The organism is Bacillus velezensis (genome assembly GCF_001461825.1).
Lineage (GTDB): Bacteria > Bacillota > Bacilli > Bacillales > Bacillaceae > Bacillus > Bacillus velezensis.
This window is the reverse complement of record NZ_LLZC01000012.1, coordinates 26,012-45,527: the sequence shown is the minus strand read 5'-3', so window position 1 is coordinate 45,527 and position 19,516 is coordinate 26,012. Positions and strand designations below refer to the sequence as shown.

Genomic DNA, 19,516 nt, shown 5'->3' with positions numbered 1-19,516 from the left:
AACCGGCTGATGTTCAGCCGGCTCTTTTCCTTTACAGTTCTCTTCTTAATGCAGTCAGAACATCGGTTTTTGTCGCTTTGCGGGCCGGATTCATACCGGAAATCACCGCGACCCCCGCACAAATGACAACTGCGATCACAACGAGGCTGAGCGGGATATAGGAGAAGGTATAATGAAGATCTTCAGCTCCGGTGTTTCCCCCTACCGCTTTCAAGATAACCGGCACAGCCAGATTGACGGCAAAACTCACTCCGTAAGAAATGATAATCCCGATGACAGAACCTAATATCCCGATATAGGCGCTTTCCATCAGGAACATTCTGCGGATGATGGACGGGCTTGCGCCGATCGCTTTCATAATCCCGATTTCCTGCGTTCGTTCCGTCACCGCCATCGTCATCGTATTGAAAATACCGATGGCAGAAATCACGACGGCGATAAAGCCGACAAAGATCAGGCCGATTTTAAAGACGAGGAAAAAGGTATTGACGCCCTTCAGCTCGGTTGTGACAGATCTGACATAAAAGCCGTCATCCGTGAGGTCATGGGTAAGCTGATCGACATGTTCGAATTTGTCCGCATACACATTGATGTTTTTTTCCACATTTCCATTCTTCAGATCCAAGAATGTTGAGAAGTCCTTCTTGAATTGATCACTCACAAAAATATTTGTATCCTCTATCCAATCTTGGGACGGTTTTTTTGTAATTCCGACTACTTTAAAGTCGTACGTTTTCGTTTTCTCAACGTCTCCGTCTTTGTTTGTTTTGGAGATGCTCAGCTGTATCGTTTTATTAAGCAGGTCTTTCGTATAGCCTTTTGGTTTTTTCACCTCCGACATGTCGCCTTGGTGATCCTTTAACTCTTTGTCGTAAGCGTCAGCCTCTTTTTTCGTCAATAAGTTCTTCGCAAAATCATAGCCGACCACGATTTCATTCTCTGTACGGGCGACCCTTCCCTGATCAAGCTCCATATTGGCTTTGACTTCATCGTTCATGTTTGTCAGCACAATGGCTGAATCTTCATTTGTTCGGTTTCCTAACGACGCTTTATTCGGTTCATACACTTGTGTTCTTTCAACGACAGACTTGACATTTTTATACTTTTCCAAGTCTGATTTCTTCACGGCTTTTCCGTTCTCTTGGCCGAGCACATTGATTTCCGTAACAATCTGCTGGCTCATCGTAATGTCTGTAATCGTTTTTTGGATGCCGAATCCGACGGACGCCAGCACGACCAAAAACGCGCACGCCATTGTCGTTGCCAGCACCGTCATGAAAACACGCAGCCGGTTTTTCTTCATATTTCTTCTGATAAAGTGAATCTGATCCTTAAATCTCAACAGTAACGCCCCCTTTTAATACACCGTCATGCAGCTGGAATTTTGAATGCGCGATTGAAGCGACTTCATCGTCATGCGTAATGATGACAAATGTAATCCCGCGCTCCCGGTTCAGCTGCTGAATTAACGCAAGCACCTCAAGCTCCGTTTCTGAATCGAGGCTTCCCGTCGGCTCATCAGCTAAAATAATCGACGGATTTAAAATCAGGGCTCTTGCGATACTGACACGCTGCTGCTGGCCGCCTGACAGCTCATTCGGATAATGATTCGCATGATTCTCAAGTCCGACCCGTTTCAGCATGTCCGCGACTTTTTGCTTGCGTTCAGACGGTTTGACGCCTTTTAAGGCAAGCGGCATTTCAACATTTTCATAGGTTGTCAGACTCGGAATGAGCTGAAAACTTTGAAAAATAAAACCGAAATGCCCGAGGCGGAACTGCGCCCACTCTTTTTCACTGAAGCCCGTCACATCAGTGCCATTAATGACGATACGGCCCTTCGTCGGCGCTATGTATCCGGAAATTAAATTCAGAAGCGTTGATTTTCCGGAACCGCTCCGCCCGACGATACAGGCGATTTCCCCTTTTTCAACGGTCAAAGAGACATCCTTCAGCACCGGAACCTCACTCTCTCTGCCTTTCCTGCCGATTTTAAATGAATGATCAATATGCTGTACTTCTATCACGTACACCACTCCCCCTTATATCTGTTTCGTTTTTTTATAGATGAAGTAATAACTGATGAAAAACCCGATCACCGCGCCGATAAGCATGCCGAATATGTAACCGGTATACGAACCGTTATAAGCATATCCGCATACCCCCGCACTTCCCAGCATACTGAGCACCATGACGAGCACTTGAATGGTGCGTTCAATGTGTTTGCTTAGGATAAAATGTCCGCTTCGTTCACTCGGCATTTTCAGGAAATTCGCATAGCCGAATAGATAGAAACAAAATCCCATAATTGCGGAGATTAACAATGCGTGTTTCATGTAATACATCCATGAGGTATGGATGTAAGCGGCAGGCATGAAATAGATCAGAAATCCGCTCCAAGGGAAATCAATATCCGGCACAGCCTGCCTGCCAAAAAGGAACTCAGCGTTTAACAGGTAAATCGTCATAACCACGATCGGAAAGACGGAAACCGTGAACGCCGTGATCAGCTGCGCCGCTAAATTGCCCGTTATCGTGCCGGCAGCTGTCACTAATGCATAAATCATCAAGCTGATGACCAGCATCCCTGCGCTGAATGATTGAAAATGATGGACAGCATCAGGTTTAAGCGCTAGAAACAATATGTCAGATACTCCGTAAGAAACAAACTGCGAGCCGGCTAACACGGCTGCTCCCAAGAAAAACTTCGTATGAAATATCCGGCTTCTCGAATACGGAAGACTCAGTGTAAACATCCTTTCAGCCCGGCCTGCTCTTATCAGAAAAAGCCCTATCATAACCGGAGGAATGAAATGCAGCCCAATCAAATTTTGATTGCTGTAATCAATGCTGAACGTACAAACTGAACCTGAATATTGATGAAGTGTTTTTAAACAATCCTTATAGTGAAAATACTCATTTATAATTGCCAAAGGGCCTAAAATAGCTAAGAACCCCGATGTAAGAAGCAGCAGCGTCTGCCGCTGCTTCCATTCTTTATAAAGCAAACCGCTAATCGGCACCTTGCCTTCCTCCAAACTGCTCATTTTCAAACAGATCTACATATGCTTTGACTGCCTGTAAACCGTAAAATAACTGATGAAAAACCCGATAATCGCGCCGAAGATAATGCCGGCTAAATAGCCGAACATCGTGTCTGTGACCCCATATCCGAAAACGCCGAAACCCATAACGGCAAAGGCAATCACCAATATCTGCACCGGCCGGTCCAATTTTCTCCAAAGAAAGAATCTGCCGTTCCGTTCATTCGGATGTTTCAGAAAGCTGACGTAACCGATCAGATAAAAGACAAGGCTCATCACAATCGGAATGATTAAAACCAAATCTCTTTCTCTGATCCAGTCGTTAAACACATATCCAATAGGGGTTACAAATATAAAAAGACGGGATTCGATATAACTGCTGATGAAAGAAAATTGATTTCCCACACTAATATCGAAAACGACCTCCAAATTCGCGGCCGGCAGACCGATGAGTAAAAAGGGCAGAACCGTGACGGTAAACGCCGTTAACAGCTGGGCGAATATCTGTCCCGTTAATGCACCGGATGCCATTAACAAGGCGTAAGCCATAAAACTGATGACAATCATTCCGATTGAAAAATGATCAAAATCGTACGTATGGCTCGGTTTCAGCAAAGATATCAGCAATGACGCCGCTCCATAGCCTATCGCCTGAGGAGCAACAATGACTGCCCCGCCGAGCCAGAATTTCGTCTGAAAGATTTGGCCTCTGCTGTAAGGCATGCTTAACAAAGCATCCATCGTTCCCTTTGTCCGTTCCAAGCCTAATAAGAAGACAGCAATGATGACACTCACAATCCAGCTGAAGGAAAGAAGCGACCCATTCGTATAATTGACAACGAATTCACAATCTTGAAGAGCTGGGTTATTCAAACATTCTTGATATGTTGAGTAGTTGTTATAAACCATAAAAGGGTTTGCCGCCATTAAAAGAATGCCGCTGCATAAAAACAACCACTGATTTTTCTTCCATTCTGTGTACAACAATCCCCGCGGTATCATTCCGGCCCTCCTCTCTTACACATGCTTCGTTTTTTTATAAATCACAAAATAACTGACCAAAAATCCGATCGCTCCTCCGACCAGCATCCCGGCCACATACCCTGTCATCGTATGTCCCGTCGAGTACCCCGCCAGGCCAAAACTGAGAACGGCGATTATGATCACCACAATCTGAATGGGCCGGTCAAGCTGTCTCCAGAGAAAAAAACGGCCGTTCCGTTCCACCGGCTGCCTGACATAGCAAAAGTACCCGATGGCATAAAATACAATGCTCATCACTGCCGGAATGATTAATATATACTTGCTGGCAGATACCCAGTCCGTATTAACATACATGATCGGAATCAGATATTGAAACGAATCGTTTAGGTAAGCATTGACTGATGGCATCAGCTCATGCATGCCGACCCTGAAGATAACTTCCGCATTTGTCAGCGGCAACGTAATAATCAGGTAAGGCGCTATCGACACGGCAAACGCCGTTAACAGCTGGGCGAACGTATTCCCCGTTAAGCAGCCCGCGCTCGCAACCAATGTAAAAGCCAAAACACTCACAATAATCTCTCCGACGCTGTAATGGTGAAAGAAATATACGCGCTCAGGCTTTAACAGAAGAATGAGCAGCTCAGCCAGCCCGTAGCCGATCACCTGAGCGCCGGTAATGAGCGCCGCCCCGAGCCAAAATTTAGTGTGAAACACCTGAGCGCGGGAATAAGGCAGACTGAACAGCGCATCAATCGTTCCTTTCGTACGCTCCAGTCCGAATAAGCAAACCGCCAAAATGACAGCGGGCGCCCAGTTCAAGTTCAGCATTCCGCTCTCCAAAGAATTCACATAAAACTTACAATATGCTCCGTGGGTATCCAGACAGCCCTGATAGACCAGATAGGTATTTAACACTTCAAATGGATTGACCGCCGCTAAAAAAATACCGACCATCACAAGAACAGTTCGATTCTGCACCCATTCTCTGTACAGCAATCCCCTGTCTACCATCTCCGGTTCCCTCCAAACTTCGCGATGAAGACTTCTTCTAAGTTCACAGGAAGTTCGTTCCATACTTTCGGCTGCAGCTCTTGCAGAAAGTTCTTTTTCTTTTCATCGTTCTTTTGAATCAGCACCGTATAAAACACACCGGCATGGTCGAGAATCGGTATGTTTTGTTCTCTGATCTTCAAGGCGACGTCCTCTTCAAATGCCATTTGAATTTTCATGTACTCTTCCTTCATATCATCCAAGTCCATCACATTCGTCAGCTGATTTCCTTCCAAAAACCCGATCCGGTTGCACATTCGCTCAATATCTTCTAAACGGTGTGAGGTAATCAGAATGCTCGTTTCCCGTTCAGCCACTTCATCCACCATAAGCTGAAGCACGTCATGACGCGTTACGGCGTCAATTCCGTCCGTCGGTTCATCCAAAAGGATAAGAGCCGGACGTGAAGCAAAGGCAAGGACGAGCGCAAGCTGTTTTTTCAGGCCTGTCGATAATTCACGGTATTTCTTCGTTTCTGGAATGCCGTACCTGTTCATCAGCTCATTGGCGTAAGTCACATCAAAATTCGGATAGATTCTGCTTACAATCGCAACAAGCTGTTTATATGTATACTTGTCATAAAAAGGATTTTCAACAGGCATATAAATGATGTTCTGTTTTACTTTCGGATGCCGCTTTATTTCCACCTGATTAAATAAAACCGTCCCTTGATCCGGCAGCAGAATCTGCTGAATGAGCCGGAGCAGCGTTGTTTTCCCTGATCCGTTTCGCCCGAGCAGCCCGAAAATTTCCCCTTTTCCGATGGTGAGCGAAATATCCTTGAGCACTTCTTTACCGTCTATTGTTTTTGAGAGATTCCGCAATTCAATCATGATCCTTGCCTCCTTTCAGATCAGCGCTGATTTCCTTTATCCATTCCTGCAGCTTCTCTAGCTCAACTCCCGCGTAATGGGCATCGATGATGAGCTGTTTCAATTGCTCTTTTATCATCGTCATCTTCCCTTCAACCAATGTCGTTTTTGCATTCTCCGATATATACGTTCCTCTTCCCCTCAGCGTTTCAATGACACCATCGCGTTCGAGCTCCTTGTACGCTTTGCTGACTGTGTTCGGATTGGCGATAATGATCGTTGCCAATTCCCTGACAGAAGGAAGTTTATCCCCCGGCTTCATGATCCCTTTTAAACAAAGCTCTTTCAGTTGCTGTATGATCTGCTCATAAATCGGAGTTGAGCTTCTCGGATCGATTTGAATCATTTACTTCCCTTCTTTCTTTTACGAGCTGCTCTCTTTCTTTAAATGTTCTGCCATTGAAATCCGATGACGACAAGAACGGCAAACAGACTGCTGGCCAAAACCGAGGCGGCGATAATAAGAGGCACATCTTGTTTTACGGATCTTTTGTTTTTCATGAAAGTTCCCCTTCCCTATGCTTAACATTTATATGTCGATTTCATTTTTTGAGTGTTTTATGTGTATTACATCAAGTAGTACACGTAATACAATAAACACACTCAGGCCTATTGTCAATTCTTTTTTAAAAGAAATACAAAAAACCCGCCGGGATTCCGGCAGGTTTGCTGAACCATTTGAAACGGCGCGGTCAGTAATCAAAATTACGCTGCAAAATCATATTGTTTTGCAAGGTCTGCAGCTGCAATCTCATTCGATAAAGCTGCTCTCTTTGCTGATCATTCGCAGATAATGACAGCTTGTTTAATTCATTCACCGCGTTTTCAAGCATCATTTGCGCTTCACTGTACTCATTATCATTATAATGCTCTTGTTTCGAAGCGGTCATAAATTGTTCATTCGCAAATTCATACGCCTGTTCGCTTCTTTGGAGATGTTCATCTACTGATTGTCTTGTTGCCAACGAAACCCCTCCTCAGTGAATGGGAAATCAAACTTAGTTTGAGCGGACCAAAAATAATAACACCCGAAGGTTGAAGGAAAGAGAACCAAATTTTCCGTGTTTAACTAAAGGAATGAGAATCCTGCCTGCAGTCATAATAAACAAAAGAAAGCCGCATCCTGTTTTCAGATTGTGAACCCCCATCATTCATGCTACAATTTTAGGATGCATCTGATGTGAGGGAGGCTTTTTGAACATTGAACGAGAATAACCCTTTTCCTTATTCAAATACGGAAAAACGGTACCATACATTAAATTATCATCTGCGGGAGCATTTCGGGCATAAAGTGTTTAAAGTCGCGCTTGACGGCGGTTTTGACTGCCCGAATCGGGACGGCACGGTTGCACACGGAGGCTGCACATTCTGCAGCGCGGCGGGCTCCGGCGATTTTGCCGGCAATCGGGCCGATGACTTACTCACGCAATTTCACGATATTAAAAACCGCATGCACGAAAAGTGGAAAGACGGCAAATATATCGCATATTTCCAAGCGTTCACGAATACGCATGCCCCGGTAGAGGAGCTGCGTGAAAAATTCGAATCCGTCCTCAAGCTTGACGGCGTTGTCGGCATGTCGATCGCGACCCGTCCGGACTGCCTGCCGGACGATGTCGTGGAATATTTGGCCGAACTGAATGAGCGGACCTATTTATGGGTTGAACTCGGGTTGCAGACCGTGCATGAGCGGACCGCCCTTCTGATCAACCGCGCCCATGATTTTGACTGCTATGTTGAGGGTGTCAATAAACTGAGGAAACACGGCATCCGCGTTTGTTCCCATATCATTAACGGGCTTCCGCTTGAAAACAGGGACATGATGATGGAGACGGCCAAAGCCGTCGCTGATTTGGATGTGCAAGGCATTAAAATTCACCTGCTTCACTTATTAAAAGGCACACCGATGGTGAAGCAATATGAAAAAGGAAAGCTGGAGTTCCTTTCTCAAGAAGAATATGTAAGTCTTGTATGTGATCAGCTCGAAATCATTCCCCCGGAAATGATTGTTCACCGCATTACGGGAGACGGGCCGATCGAATTAATGGTCGGACCGATGTGGAGCGTCAATAAGTGGGAAGTACTGGGCGCCATTCAAAAAGAGCTGGAAACACGGGGAAGCTATCAAGGGAAGCTCTTCAGAAAGATCGGGGAGGAGACCGCCCTATGACCTTGATGCACATCCTCCCTTTCAGTAAAGAATTGCTGAAGTCCGCCGCACAGGAAGGTGATATCACGGTTGACGCGACGATGGGCAACGGACATGATACATATTTTCTGGCCGGCCTTGTCGGTGAGACAGGACATGTTCATGCTTTTGATATTCAAGCGGACGCACTCGCTAAAACGAAGGAGCGGCTCGGTGCCGACTTCGGCCCGCGCGTCACGCTTCACCATAAGAGCCATGATCAAATAAAGGCATCGCTGCCTGAAGATGCGCACGGTCGTGTGGCTTGCGCCGTCTTTAATCTCGGCTATCTGCCCGGCGGCGATAAAAGCATTACGACAAACGGTCACTCAACCATTTCCGCGATCGAACAGCTCCTTGAACTGCTGAAGGAGAACGGGCTGATCGTTCTCGTTGTGTACCACGGGCATCCTGAAGGCAAGACGGAAAAAAGTGCATTACTGGAGTACTGCAGCAATCTTGATCAGGAAAAAGCGCGCGTGCTGAGCTACGGCTTTCTCAACCAGCGAAACGACCCGCCGTTTATTATAGCGATTGAAAAGAAATCTGCCGGCAAATAAAGAATCGGCCTGTCATAAGCGGGCCGACTCTTTTTGTGTTTACTTTTCAAGAAAAATCAATTACTATGAAATAATGGAAAAAAGCACATCTTTAAGTGTAACATCTGGGAGGAGCGGCAGTTTGAATATTCTTCGCATCATATTTTCAAGTGTTCCCTATGTGATGTTCGTCATCATTTTATCAAGACATTTAGGATTTGAGTTCGCGAAAACCTATTACTGGTGGTTTGCTGCATTTTTTGTCATCGGGCTGATCGGCAAATTCGCAATGCACCTTGCGGCAAAAAAGAAACCGTTAAAAAAAGAGACAGCGTAAAATGCGCATGTCTCTTTTTATTTACTGTTTTGCAGCACGCTGCGTGTATAAGCGGGATTGTTTGTAAAGACACCATCTGCTTTTTGTTTCAGCATAATAGGCGTCAGCGTATGCTCGTCTTCCTTATCAAAAAACACGTGCACTTTCATCTTATTGTGATGAATGCGCTTCACGACTGCTTCATTTGCCAATTTGGCGTTGAGCCCGACTGTATCAGCATACGTTCTGATGGTTTGCAGCTGCTTATCATTTATCTCCTCAGCCTCGTTATCTTTTAATAATCGAACAAGAGGAACTTTTTTATTCATAGATCGAACTTTCTTTAAGCTCTTCCCGCTAAAAGACTCAATGACTGCTTTATGGCTGGAAATCAGCTTATGTTTTTGTAATATGTCAATCAGTTTCTTTTCCATCACCAGGCTGCCGTTGCTTTCTCTTGTCTCAATATAGTAATTGGCAGTTTGTCCGAATTTCTGTATGATTTCTTCTAATGTTAAAATCTTTTCTCCTTTTCCCGCATTCAGTTTCTTAATCTGAGCCAAAGACAGATCATCTGTCATCCCTTTACCATCTGTTGTCCGATCTACCGTTTTATCGTGAATTGCAATCAGATGGCCGTCCTTTGTCTCCCGTAAGTCTATCTCAATATAATCTGCTTTGTCTTTAATGGCACGCGCATAAGACAAAGCTGTATGTTCCGGCTCAATCGAAGAAGAGCCCCTGTGCGCTATCAAGACAGGATGATAGCCGGCGGAAGCATGGATGACGGAGCAGCCTCCGGAAATGGAAAGTAATGCTATGACCGCTAAATACTTTAATTTTTTCATAAAATTAAAGTATCATATTCTGCAGGCGCAAACAATGTTTCATTTCATACTTCACGTCATAAATAAAAAACTGCGCCGTCATGATTTACACGAGAGGCGCAGTTCACCCATTACGAACTTTTCGTCCAAGCCATCTTCTGAAATTTGCGGTAGGCTCTTCCGTTGATATAAAAGAAAAATGACGTTTTTCCGCTTGCCCTGATCAGCTTTCGCGCGAGGCGGCCCATTTCTTTTTGGCCGGCGACTTTGTCATCGGATAAATAGACGCCGAGCAGCCCCCTGTTGATCAGCCGGTGAAAATTTTCATGCGGAATGCCTTTCAAATGTTCATCCGCTTTTTCAATAAAATGCTGCAGTCTCTGCATCATTTCTTCATGAGACTGATAATACGTACAGAAATTCAGATCGCCTTCAAGCAGATCCTCTTCCTGGTCAATTAAATAATCGAGCAGTATATGCAGCCCTTGTATGTACGGAAAATAACTGCTGCGGATTTTCTCAGCGGTATGTTCGTTAAAATCAGGCTGGAATGAGTAAGCAACGAGACAGAAAATGCCTAACGTCGATCCGGCGCAGGCCGAGAATTCAAACCACTCCATTTCCGGAAGCTGTGACCGGTACTGCTCAAACCAGCCTTTAAGCCTCGGAACGCGTTCATGCTCAACGACATGCTTATGAACCTGAAGATCGCAATAATAATCACATAGCTCAAGCAAATAAGGTTTAATGATACCGTAATGTTCTATTGACCCGAGCACCCGCTGGCATGTTCTGACCAGCTCATGAAGATAACCGCCGTCATCCCGCTCCTCTCTGTACTGATAGTACGGCCGCACCTCGGCACCGACCGTCAGCGCGTCACGCATGGAGAGATGAAGCATGCGGAAGTCCTCGGGATCAAGCGAGGTGCTGCGGTCGCACAGATTGTCCAGATAATCACTGATTGTCTGATACGCGATGATAAATTGCACGCATTTCTGTTTCTGCTCTCCCGAAAGCAGGGCTAAAATGCCGCCTCCTTCACAATGAAACGATTTATCGCGGATACTTGCGGCCGCCTGCTGCCGCAGTTCGGTATTTTTAATGGAATCTGATTTTTCCCGCCACATGTTCAATTCCTGATGAACGAGCGGAAAAATTTCCCGATACACTTTTGCCATAAGGTTAAAAGGATGTTCCGGTACTGTCAACATATGCACCCCCAGCGAATTCAAATATACTGATCTGTAAAGGCTTTTGCCGCCTTAAACACAGTTTCTCTTTCCGGTTCATTAAAAATTTCATGATAAAGCCCTTCCCATTCCCGGTACGATTTATTATGGGAAGCCACACCGGAAAACCATTTGCGGACCTTCATTTTATCGACGATTTTGTCATCACCGCCCTGCATAAGCAAAAGCGGCACCTTTAAAAACGCATCAGTCGGCACCATAGCGGCATCAATGGTTTTTAAAAGCTCTCTGTACCATCTTACGGATACCTTCGTGACATATAAAGAGTCGTTTTGATCCGCTTCAATCATATCCGCATTCCTCGTTGCCATATCAGGTGATAAGCCGGAATCCACTCTGAGGGACGGAGCGAGGACGTTCAGTCCTTTAGACGCAAAATCTAGGACTTTATTGACTTTTATTTGCAGACCCAGACAAGGTGATGATAAAATGAGTGCCGTAATGCGGGGATTTCTCTGCTGCTTAAACCATTCTATCGCAATCAGGCCGCCCATGCTGTGGCCCAAAAGGAAAACGGGCGCTTCAAGCGTTCTCGCTTTATCAATCCATATATCTACTTCATCAATGTATTCTTGGAAAGAGCGAATATGCCCTCTGGCGCGGGTCGACGTTCCCTGACCGGGCAAATCGCCCATCACCACGTTATATCCGGAAGATCTCCACATTTCAACGAGCCATTTATAACGCCCGTGGTATTCGCTCGCCCCGTGGATAATGACAATGGTACCGACGGGCCTGTCTGCTTTCCAAGTCCACATGCAGTTCACCTCTTACATAAATTTAGAGAAAGAAGGATGAGACATGATAATCTACCCTTATAAACAATTTACGCCGGACATACATCCTGAAGCGTTCATTGCGGATAACGCCGTCATTACGGGCGACGTCGTGATCGGAGAACAATCAAGCATTTGGTTCTCAGCCGTCATCCGGGGGGATGTTGCGCCGACAAGGATCGGAAAAAGAGTCAGCATACAAGACTTGAGCTGTCTGCATCAAAGTCCGAACCGCCCGCTTCTTATTGAAGATGACGTCACGATCGGCCATCAGGTTACACTGCACAGCGCAATCATCAAAAAGAATGCTTTAATCGGTATGGGCTCCGTCATTCTTGACGGGGCGGAAATCGGAGAAGGCGCGTTTATCGGCGCCGGAAGTCTCGTTCCTCCGGGCAAAACCATTCCTCCCGGCTGTCTTGCGTTCGGCCGGCCCGCAAAGGTTATCCGCCGGCTGACAGAAGAAGACATACGGGACATGGAAAGAATCAGAACGGAATATGTTGAAAAAGGGCGATATTATAAAACACTGCAAAAGAAATAAAAATAGATCAGCTTTGTTTTTACTACTGTACCATTTTTCAAAATATTATTTAAGTAAAAACCATTTGCATTCTCCCGATTGTCAGGAAACAGAAGCAAAATGTTCAGGAATTTGTTTTATTCTTCCCCCGCCGGCCCGATCCTATGAAAAAAAGAGCCCATGTCCCGGGCTCTTTTTTTACGCTTTTTCGGCGAATGTCTGTCCGTTTTCCAGATCTATGTCTTTTCTTTTATGGAAACCTTTCCCGTAATAGGCGGCTAATAATATACCGAACCAGACAGGACCGATGATGACGGCCACCCTGGTCTCTGCATCAAAAGCCATCAGCACAACGACAAAAGCCAGAAATGCCAGCGAGATATATGAGGAAAAGGGGTATAAAGGCATTTTATATTTCAGTTTTTTCCGTTGTTCCGGCTGTAAGCTTTTACGATATTTCATTTGGGAAAGCAAAATAATCGACCATGTCCAAATCGCCCCGAACGTCGCAATGCTCGTCACCCACGTAAACACTTTCGCCGGCACCACGTAGTTCAGCAAAACGCCGATGCATAACGCGCCCGCTGAAACCAATACCGCTTTTCCCGGCACACCGCCTTTTGTGACCGTACCGTATGCTTTAGGCGCTTCATTTTGTTCCGCCAGATTGAACAGCATGCGCCCCGTGCTGAAGATCCCGCTGTTGCAGGAAGAAAGAGCCGCCGTCAATACGACAAAATTAATGATTCCGGCTGCAGCGGGGATTCCGATTTTTTCAAATGTCAAAACAAACGGGCTTCCGCCTGAACCGATTTCCTGCCACGGATAAATTGACATAATGACAAACAAAGCTCCGACGTAAAAAATGAGAATGCGCCAAAAAACAGTATCTATGGCCCGCGCCAGTGATTTTTCCGGATTTTTGACCTCACCGGCTGTGACACCGATCAGCTCAATCCCGAGATAGGCAAACATGACCATTTGAAGCGACAGCAGCACCCCTTTAATCCCATTCGGGAAAAAGCCGCCGTGGCTCCATAAATTGCTGATTCCGAGCGCAACGCCTCCGTTTCCGAGACCGAATACGATCATCACCAGACCGATCGCGATCATTGACAGAATCGCCAAGACTTTAATGAGCGCAAACCAGAATTCAAGCTCACCGTACGCTTTAACCGCCAGAAAGTTGACAGCCGTCATAATGACGAGTGCACAAAGCGCCCAGATCCATGACGGCACGTCAGGGAACCAGTAGCCCATATAAATGCCGACCGCGGTGATTTCCGCCATGCAGGTAACAACCCATAAAAACCAATAATTCCAGCCTGTTAAAAACCCGGCAAGCGGACCGAGATAATCTCTGGCATACCGGCTGAATGAGCCGGCTACAGGCTTTTGAATCGCCATTTCCCCTAATGCCCGCATAATAAAAAACATAATCAGTCCGCTGCAGGCGTAAGCGGCTAAAATCCCCGGCCCGGCAAGCTTTATGGCAGAAGCCGACCCGAGAAACAGCCCGACTCCAATCGCGGCGCCCAACGACATAAGCGAGATATGCCGCTCTTCCAAGCCGCGGTGAAGCGTTTTTTCTTTGTTTTGCATAACTCTCCCTCCCCCTGATTTTGACAAAGAAACAACAAACCGAGACGAAATAGCCAGAAAACACTTTCCGGAATCTACCCGATTAGTCCTATTATAACTTTTTTCTGAATATTGCGTAATACTTTGTCGAAAACAGAGCGGAATAGACGGTTTACAAAAAAACAATAGAAAAAAGGCTTTCGATAACATCGAAAGCCTTTTGGATTAAACGAAAATGACTTCTTTCGGCTGATGATTCAGCTCTTCCGGCACCAGTCTTTTTTCAACATTGATGCTGTGCCAGATCATGAAGATCAGCACGGTCCAGATTTTGCGGCTGTTGTCCGCTCTGTCGGCACAATGATCTTCTAGAAGCTGAAGGACATAATCCTTTTCAATATAAGCATCTGTTTCACTTTCACGAATGATGTTGCGAACCCATTCGTTCATTTCATTTTTCAGCCAGTGGCGGATCGGCACAGGGAAGCCGAGTTTTTTGCGGTTAAGCACATGATCAGGCACTACCCCTTCAGCAGCTTTGCGCAGAAGGTATTTCGTCGTGCCGTTTTTCGTTTTCAGTTCATCCGGAATTTTAGAAGCCACGTCAAACACGACTTTATCAAGGAACGGCACGCGCAGTTCCAATGAGTTGGCCATCGTCATTTTGTCAGCCTTTAACAGGATGTCGCCGCGCATCCACGTATGGATGTCAACATACTGCATTTTATTAATGTCGCTGTATGAACGGCTTTCCGTAAAGTACGGCTTCGTGACATCACGGTATGAAAGCTCTGGATTGTAATGTTTGAGCAGCTGTTTTTTCACGGGCTCTTCAAAAATCTTCGCATTACCGATATAACGCTCCTCAAGCGGTGTGCAGCCGCGGACTAAGAGGCTTTTCCCTCTCATTCCTTCAGGCATGACGGACGCCACATGAAGAAGCATTTTTTTCAGACCGGACGGAATGCGTTCAAACGGTTTAAGCGAAAGCGGTTCGCGGTAAATATTGTACCCGCCGAACAGCTCGTCCGCGCCTTCCCCGGATAACGCGACCGTTACATGTTTTTTCGCTTCTTTTGCGACAAAGTACAAAGGAATCGCCGCCGGATCTGCAAGCGGGTCATCAAAGTGCCAGACGATTTTAGGAAGCTCGTTCATATACTCCTCAGGAGAAATGACTTTGCTGATATTTTCAATCCCGAGCGCGGCAGCCGTTTCCTTCGCTACGTCAACCTCACTGAAGCCCTGCTGCTCAAAACCGACGGAAAATGTTTTAAGGCTCGGGTGAAATTCTTTCGCAACTGAGACGATAAAAGAAGAGTCGATACCGCCGGATAGAAACGAACCGACAGGCACGTCACTTCTCATGTGAACTTTGACAGAGTCAAAGATTGCGTCTCTGACTTCTTTCACCAATTTATCTTCATCAGACTGAACAGGCTTGAAGTTCGCTTTGAAATATGTTTTAAACGCGATGTCGCCTTCCGGGCGGATCGTAAACTGGCTGCCCGGCTCGACTTTTTTCACTTCAGCGTCAAGCGTGCTCGGTTCAGGAACGAATTGGAAAGACATATATTGCTGTAAAGAAGCTGTATCAAGATCAATGCCGTTTTGAGCGGCCATTAAACTTTTTCTTTCAGATGCAAAATATACTTTGTCCCCGATGGTTGTGTAATACAGCGGTTTAATGCCGAACGGGTCTCTCGCGCCGTACATGACGCGGTCAGCTTTGTTCCAGATTAAAAACGCAAACATTCCGCGAAGCTTTGAAGCGGCTTCTTCTTTATAATGACGGTATGTCGCAAGGAGCACTTCAGTATCGGAATCTGTATTGAAAGTGTAGCCTTTCGCTTCAAGCTCTTCTCTCAATTCAATGTAGTTATAGATTTCGCCGTTAAAAATGATCCAATATTTTTCGTCTTCATATGATAAAGGCTGTCCGCCGTTTTCTACGTCAATAATACTGAGCCGTCTGAAGCCGAATCCGACGTGCTCGTCATGATAATACCCATCGCTGTCAGGACCGCGGTGAACGATCATTTGGTTCATTTGTTTGATTAGCTCTTCTTGATCTGCGGTTTGAGTTAATGGATGCTTATTAAAAACACCGACAAATCCACACATAGTATAGCCTCCATAAGTGTAATTTTCTAATTGGACCCCCTTTTTATAGACGCTGTGTTACGCCATTGGTTTCACGCTATGTAAAAAATAAGCATGGCAGCATCTACAAAAAGGGAAAGCCGCTTAAGTAAGCGGCTATAAAATTATTCTCCTAGTGCTTCTTTGCGAAGCGCATCCGCCTTGTCAGTACGCTCCCAAGGAAGATCCACATCATGACGTCCGAAGTGGCCGTAAGCAGCAGTCTGTTTATAGATCGGGCGGCGCAGATCAAGCATTTTAATAATGCCGGCAGGTCTCAGGTCGAAGTTATTCCGTACGACTTCGATCAGTTTTTCTTCAGAAGCTTTTCCTGTATCAAATGTATTGATGGAAATAGAAACAGGCTGTGCCACGCCGATTGCGTATGCAAGCTGCACTTCACAAGAATCAGCAAGGCCTGCTGCCACGATGTTTTTCGCTACGTATCTCGCAGCGTATGCCGCAGAACGGTCTACCTTCGTCGCATCCTTACCGGAGAATGCGCCGCCGCCGTGGCGTGCATATCCGCCGTATGTGTCAACGATGATTTTACGGCCGGTAAGACCCGCGTCACCTTGAGGTCCGCCGATTACGAAACGTCCCGTAGGGTTGATGAAGTATTTTGTTTCTTCATCGATCAGTTCCTCAGGCACGACAGGATTAATGACATGCTCTTTCAGATTGCGCTGAATCTGCTCAAGCGTAATTTCCGGGTGGTGCTGAGTTGAAATGACGATCGCGTCGATGCGGACCGGCTTGTTGTTTTCATCATATTCAACGGTAACTTGCGTTTTGCCGTCAGGGCGAAGGTACGGAAGAATGTCTTCTTTGCGGACTTCGCTCAAACGGCGGGCTAATTTATGCGCCAAAGAGATCGGAAGCGGCATAAGCTCTTTCGTTTCGTTACACGCATAACCGAACATCAGGCCTTGGTCTCCCGCTCCGATTGCTTCGATTTCAGCATCGCTCATTGTGCCTTCACGCGCTTCAAGAGCCTGATCGACACCCATTGCGATATCCGCAGACTGTTCATCAATTGATGTTAAAACAGCGCAAGTCTCCGCATCAAATCCGTATTTGGCGCGTGTGTAGCCGATTTCTTTAATCGTTTCACGGACTGTTTTCGGAATGTCAACGTATGTTGATGTAGTAATCTCTCCGCTTACCAGCACAAGTCCTGTCGTTACAGATGTTTCGCAGGCCACGCGCGCGTTCGGGTCATTTTTTAAAATCTCATCTAAGATACTGTCAGAAATTTGGTCACAGATTTTGTCCGGATGACCCTCAGTAACAGATTCAGATGTAAATAGTCGACGGTTTTTACTCATTCACTTTTCCTCCTGAAAAAAGATCTTTTGCAAGACCTTCTCATATGATACGGAACTCGCTCCCTCTTAATACAATGTCATACTATATCAGAGAATGTTAATTGGCATATTTTATGAAATAAAAAAACCTTTTCCACTCGAGGAAAGGGTTTGGTCTGTGTGCCTTTCACTCTTATCGCTCAAGGAAAATATTAAACCTTGCATCAGGTTAGCACCTTGGTTTCCCACAGTGTTTTCACCTGCTTTTTTACAGAGAAACCGGTTGCTGGGCTTCATCGGGCCTGTCCCTCCGCCAGCTCGGGATAAGAGTATCCGCTCAATGAAATATCTTATCGTAAAAGGGCGGAAAGTGTCAATATGAATTAAAGCGATTACGCGCCTTTATTTCGGGAAGCAATGGAAAAACACAAACAAAAAACCGTAAATAGTATAGACTATTTTCAGATATATGTTATACTAATTCCACATTCAGCGAAATACAAATAAACCGGCAAAGGAAGGTTTTTATGAAATTAGTTGATTTAACCGCAGATCTTCAAGCATTACTTGCAAGTCCGAATGTGCATCATAATTTATCGGCTCCAAAACTTACCGAAAAAGTGATCAGCCGAAATGAAGGAACGCTGACATCAACGGGCGCCGTACGCGCCACCACCGGCGCTTATACAGGCAGGTCACCTAAAGATAAATTTATCGTCCGTGAACAAAGCACAGAAAATCAAATTGATTGGGGCGCGGTGAATCAGCCCATTTCTGAAGAGGCGTTTGAAAAGCTGTACGCCAAAGTCGTCAGCTACTTAAAACAGCGGGATGAACTGTTTGTTTTTGAAGGATTCGCAGGAGCGGATGAAAAATACAGACTCCCGATTACGGTCGTAAATGAATTTGCATGGCACAATTTATTCGCACGCCAGCTGTTTATCAGACCGGAGACGGATGAAAGAGATCCGCAAGCGCAGCCTTTCACCATTCTCTCGGCTCCGCATTTTAAAGCAGATCCGGAGACGGACGGCACGCATTCGGAAACATTTATCATTGTCTCTTTCGAAAAGCGCGTCATTTTAATCGGCGGCACCGAATACGCCGGAGAAATGAAAAAATCAATATTCTCCATTATGAACTTCCTGCTTCCGCAGCAGGATATACTGCCGATGCACTGCTCAGCCAATGTCGGTGAAAAAGGCGATGTCGCCCTGTTTTTCGGTCTTTCCGGCACAGGGAAAACGACGCTTTCAGCCGATGCGGACCGCAAACTGATCGGCGATGACGAGCACGGCTGGTCAGATTCCGGCGTTTTCAACATTGAAGGCGGATGTTACGCTAAATGTATCAATCTGAGCGAGGAAAAAGAACCGCAGATTTTTCGTGCGATCCGCTTCGGGTCTGTTCTTGAGAATGTCGTGCTTGATGAAAAAACGGGTGAAGCGGATTACGATAATTCCTTCTACACGGAAAACACAAGAGCCGCATATCCGATTGAGATGATCGGCAATATCGTGCAGCCGAGCATTGCCGGCCATCCGCAGGCAATCGTCTTTTTAACGGCGGACGCATTCGGTGTGCTCCCTCCGATCAGCAAACTGACGAAGGAACAGGCGATGTATCACTTCTTAAGCGGGTACACCAGTAAACTCGCGGGAACCGAGCGCGGCGTGACATCTCCGCAAACGACTTTCTCGACGTGCTTCGGTTCACCGTTCCTTCCGCTTCCGGCGCATGTATATGCCGAAATGCTCGGGCATAAAATCGACGAACACGGCGTTCAAGTCTTCCTGGTCAACACAGGCTGGACCGGCGGAGGGTACGGAGTCGGAGAACGGATGAAACTTTCGTATACAAGAGCGATGGTCAAGGCCGCTATTGAAGGCAGACTGAACCAGACTGACATGACGGCAGACAGCATTTTCGGCCTGCGCAGTCCCGTTCATGTTCCGGGCGTTCCGGATGAAGTTCTTCAGCCTGAAAACACATGGAGCGATAAACAAGCATACAACGAAAAAGCGCTGTTTTTAGCCAATGAGTTTAAAGAAAACTTTAAAAAGTTTTCCCATGCAGACTCGATTGCCAAAGCCGGCGGACCTCTCGTGTAA

Annotated in this window: 19 protein-coding genes and 1 riboswitch; of the genes, 5 read left to right on the top strand and 14 right to left on the bottom strand. The window is 46.0% G+C overall.

The genetic code is table 11. The features are described 5' to 3' along the window. Nucleotides 1-31: 31 nt before the first annotated feature. From AR442_RS04440 to AR442_RS04405, 8 genes are all read right to left on the bottom strand, one after another. A complete protein-coding gene (locus tag AR442_RS04440; RefSeq protein WP_053284957.1) occupies nt 32-1,342 on the bottom strand; it encodes an ABC transporter permease in 1,311 nt (436 codons plus the stop codon). Next, complete coding sequence (locus AR442_RS04435; RefSeq protein WP_007408816.1) at nt 1,332-2,027, bottom strand: ABC transporter ATP-binding protein; 696 nt, start codon at nt 2,025-2,027, stop codon at nt 1,332-1,334. The genes AR442_RS04440 and AR442_RS04435 overlap by 11 nt, the downstream gene beginning before the upstream one ends. A gap of 15 nt (nt 2,028-2,042) precedes the next feature. Continuing rightward, nucleotides 2,043-3,023, bottom strand: a complete 981-nt coding sequence (locus AR442_RS04430; RefSeq protein ID WP_053284958.1) for an ABC transporter permease — start codon at nt 3,021-3,023, stop codon at nt 2,043-2,045. Between the two features lie 36 nt (nt 3,024-3,059). After that, nucleotides 3,060-4,046, bottom strand: a complete 987-nt coding sequence (locus AR442_RS04425) for an ABC transporter permease (protein WP_053284959.1) — start codon at nt 4,044-4,046, stop codon at nt 3,060-3,062. Nucleotides 4,047-4,061: 15 nt separating this feature from the next. After that, nucleotides 4,062-5,042, bottom strand: coding sequence for an ABC-2 transporter permease (locus AR442_RS04420; protein ID WP_053284960.1), 981 nt, complete (start codon nt 5,040-5,042; stop codon nt 4,062-4,064). Continuing rightward, nucleotides 5,036-5,914: an ABC transporter ATP-binding protein gene (locus AR442_RS04415; RefSeq protein WP_003152276.1), complete on the bottom strand. Its 879-nt coding sequence runs from the start codon at nt 5,912-5,914 to the stop codon at nt 5,036-5,038. Before AR442_RS04415 ends, AR442_RS04420 begins: the two co-directional genes overlap by 7 nt. Then, a complete protein-coding gene (ytrA, locus tag AR442_RS04410) occupies nt 5,907-6,299 on the bottom strand; it encodes a GntR family transcriptional regulator YtrA (RefSeq protein ID WP_014418691.1) in 393 nt (130 codons plus the stop codon). The genes AR442_RS04415 and ytrA overlap by 8 nt, the downstream gene beginning before the upstream one ends. A 346-nt stretch (nt 6,300-6,645) precedes the next feature. After that, on the bottom strand, nt 6,646-6,918 hold the full coding sequence (locus AR442_RS04405; protein ID WP_003152272.1) for a YtzC family protein: 273 nt from the start codon (nt 6,916-6,918) through the stop codon (nt 6,646-6,648). A 236-nt stretch (nt 6,919-7,154) separates the two neighbouring features. Between AR442_RS04405 and mnmL the strand changes: the two genes are divergently transcribed. The 3 genes from mnmL to AR442_RS04390 all read left to right on the top strand — a co-directional run bounded on the left by mnmL (nt 7,155) and on the right by AR442_RS04390 (nt 9,017). Then, nucleotides 7,155-8,123, top strand: coding sequence for a tRNA modification radical SAM protein MnmL/YtqA (gene mnmL, locus AR442_RS04400; protein WP_007408822.1), 969 nt, complete (start codon nt 7,155-7,157; stop codon nt 8,121-8,123). Continuing rightward, the gene (gene mnmM, locus AR442_RS04395; RefSeq protein WP_007613246.1) at nt 8,120-8,701 is read left to right on the top strand and encodes a tRNA 5-(aminomethyl)-2-thiouridylate-methyltransferase MnmM; all 582 of its coding nucleotides are present in this window, start codon (nt 8,120-8,122) and stop codon (nt 8,699-8,701) included. The genes mnmL and mnmM overlap by 4 nt, the downstream gene beginning before the upstream one ends. 121 nt (nt 8,702-8,822) lie before the next feature. Then, nucleotides 8,823-9,017, top strand: a complete 195-nt coding sequence (locus tag AR442_RS04390) for a hypothetical protein (protein ID WP_003152265.1) — start codon at nt 8,823-8,825, stop codon at nt 9,015-9,017. A gap of 17 nt (nt 9,018-9,034) precedes the next feature. Here the strand turns inward: AR442_RS04390 and AR442_RS04385 are convergent, their stop codons facing one another. The 3 genes from AR442_RS04385 to AR442_RS04375 form a co-directional block, all read right to left on the bottom strand. After that, the gene (locus AR442_RS04385) at nt 9,035-9,844 is read right to left on the bottom strand and encodes a glycerophosphodiester phosphodiesterase family protein (protein ID WP_014418692.1); all 810 of its coding nucleotides are present in this window, start codon (nt 9,842-9,844) and stop codon (nt 9,035-9,037) included. 110 nt (nt 9,845-9,954) lie between these two features. Next, complete coding sequence (locus tag AR442_RS04380) at nt 9,955-11,034, bottom strand: tetraprenyl-beta-curcumene synthase family protein (RefSeq protein WP_032863656.1); 1,080 nt, start codon at nt 11,032-11,034, stop codon at nt 9,955-9,957. Between the two features lie 20 nt (nt 11,035-11,054). After that, nucleotides 11,055-11,834 carry an alpha/beta hydrolase gene (locus AR442_RS04375; protein WP_003152261.1) on the bottom strand — a complete coding sequence of 260 codons (780 nt, stop codon included), beginning with the start codon at nt 11,832-11,834 and terminating at the stop codon, nt 11,055-11,057. A 46-nt stretch (nt 11,835-11,880) separates the two neighbouring features. Here AR442_RS04375 and AR442_RS04370 point away from each other — a divergent pair, with 46 nt between their 5' ends. Beyond that, nucleotides 11,881-12,396 carry a gamma carbonic anhydrase gene (locus tag AR442_RS04370; RefSeq protein WP_032863655.1) on the top strand — a complete coding sequence of 172 codons (516 nt, stop codon included), beginning with the start codon at nt 11,881-11,883 and terminating at the stop codon, nt 12,394-12,396. A 177-nt stretch (nt 12,397-12,573) separates the two neighbouring features. Here AR442_RS04370 and alaP read toward each other — a convergent pair whose 3' ends face one another. The 3 genes from alaP to metK form a co-directional block, all read right to left on the bottom strand. After that, complete coding sequence (alaP, locus tag AR442_RS04365) at nt 12,574-13,977, bottom strand: alanine permease AlaP (RefSeq protein ID WP_014418695.1); 1,404 nt, start codon at nt 13,975-13,977, stop codon at nt 12,574-12,576. Between the two features lie 204 nt (nt 13,978-14,181). Further along, nucleotides 14,182-16,080 carry an asparagine synthase (glutamine-hydrolyzing) gene (gene asnB / locus AR442_RS04360; protein WP_003152255.1) on the bottom strand — a complete coding sequence of 633 codons (1,899 nt, stop codon included), beginning with the start codon at nt 16,078-16,080 and terminating at the stop codon, nt 14,182-14,184. A gap of 143 nt (nt 16,081-16,223) precedes the next feature. Then, nucleotides 16,224-17,426 carry a methionine adenosyltransferase gene (gene metK, locus AR442_RS04355; protein ID WP_003152253.1) on the bottom strand — a complete coding sequence of 401 codons (1,203 nt, stop codon included), beginning with the start codon at nt 17,424-17,426 and terminating at the stop codon, nt 16,224-16,226. 169 nt (nt 17,427-17,595) lie between these two features. After that, nucleotides 17,596-17,735: riboswitch (SAM riboswitch) on the bottom strand. Between the two features lie 197 nt (nt 17,736-17,932). On the opposite strand from metK, the gene pckA reads away from it, so the two are divergent. Then, complete coding sequence (gene pckA / locus AR442_RS04350; RefSeq protein WP_007613256.1) at nt 17,933-19,516, top strand: phosphoenolpyruvate carboxykinase (ATP); 1,584 nt, start codon at nt 17,933-17,935, stop codon at nt 19,514-19,516.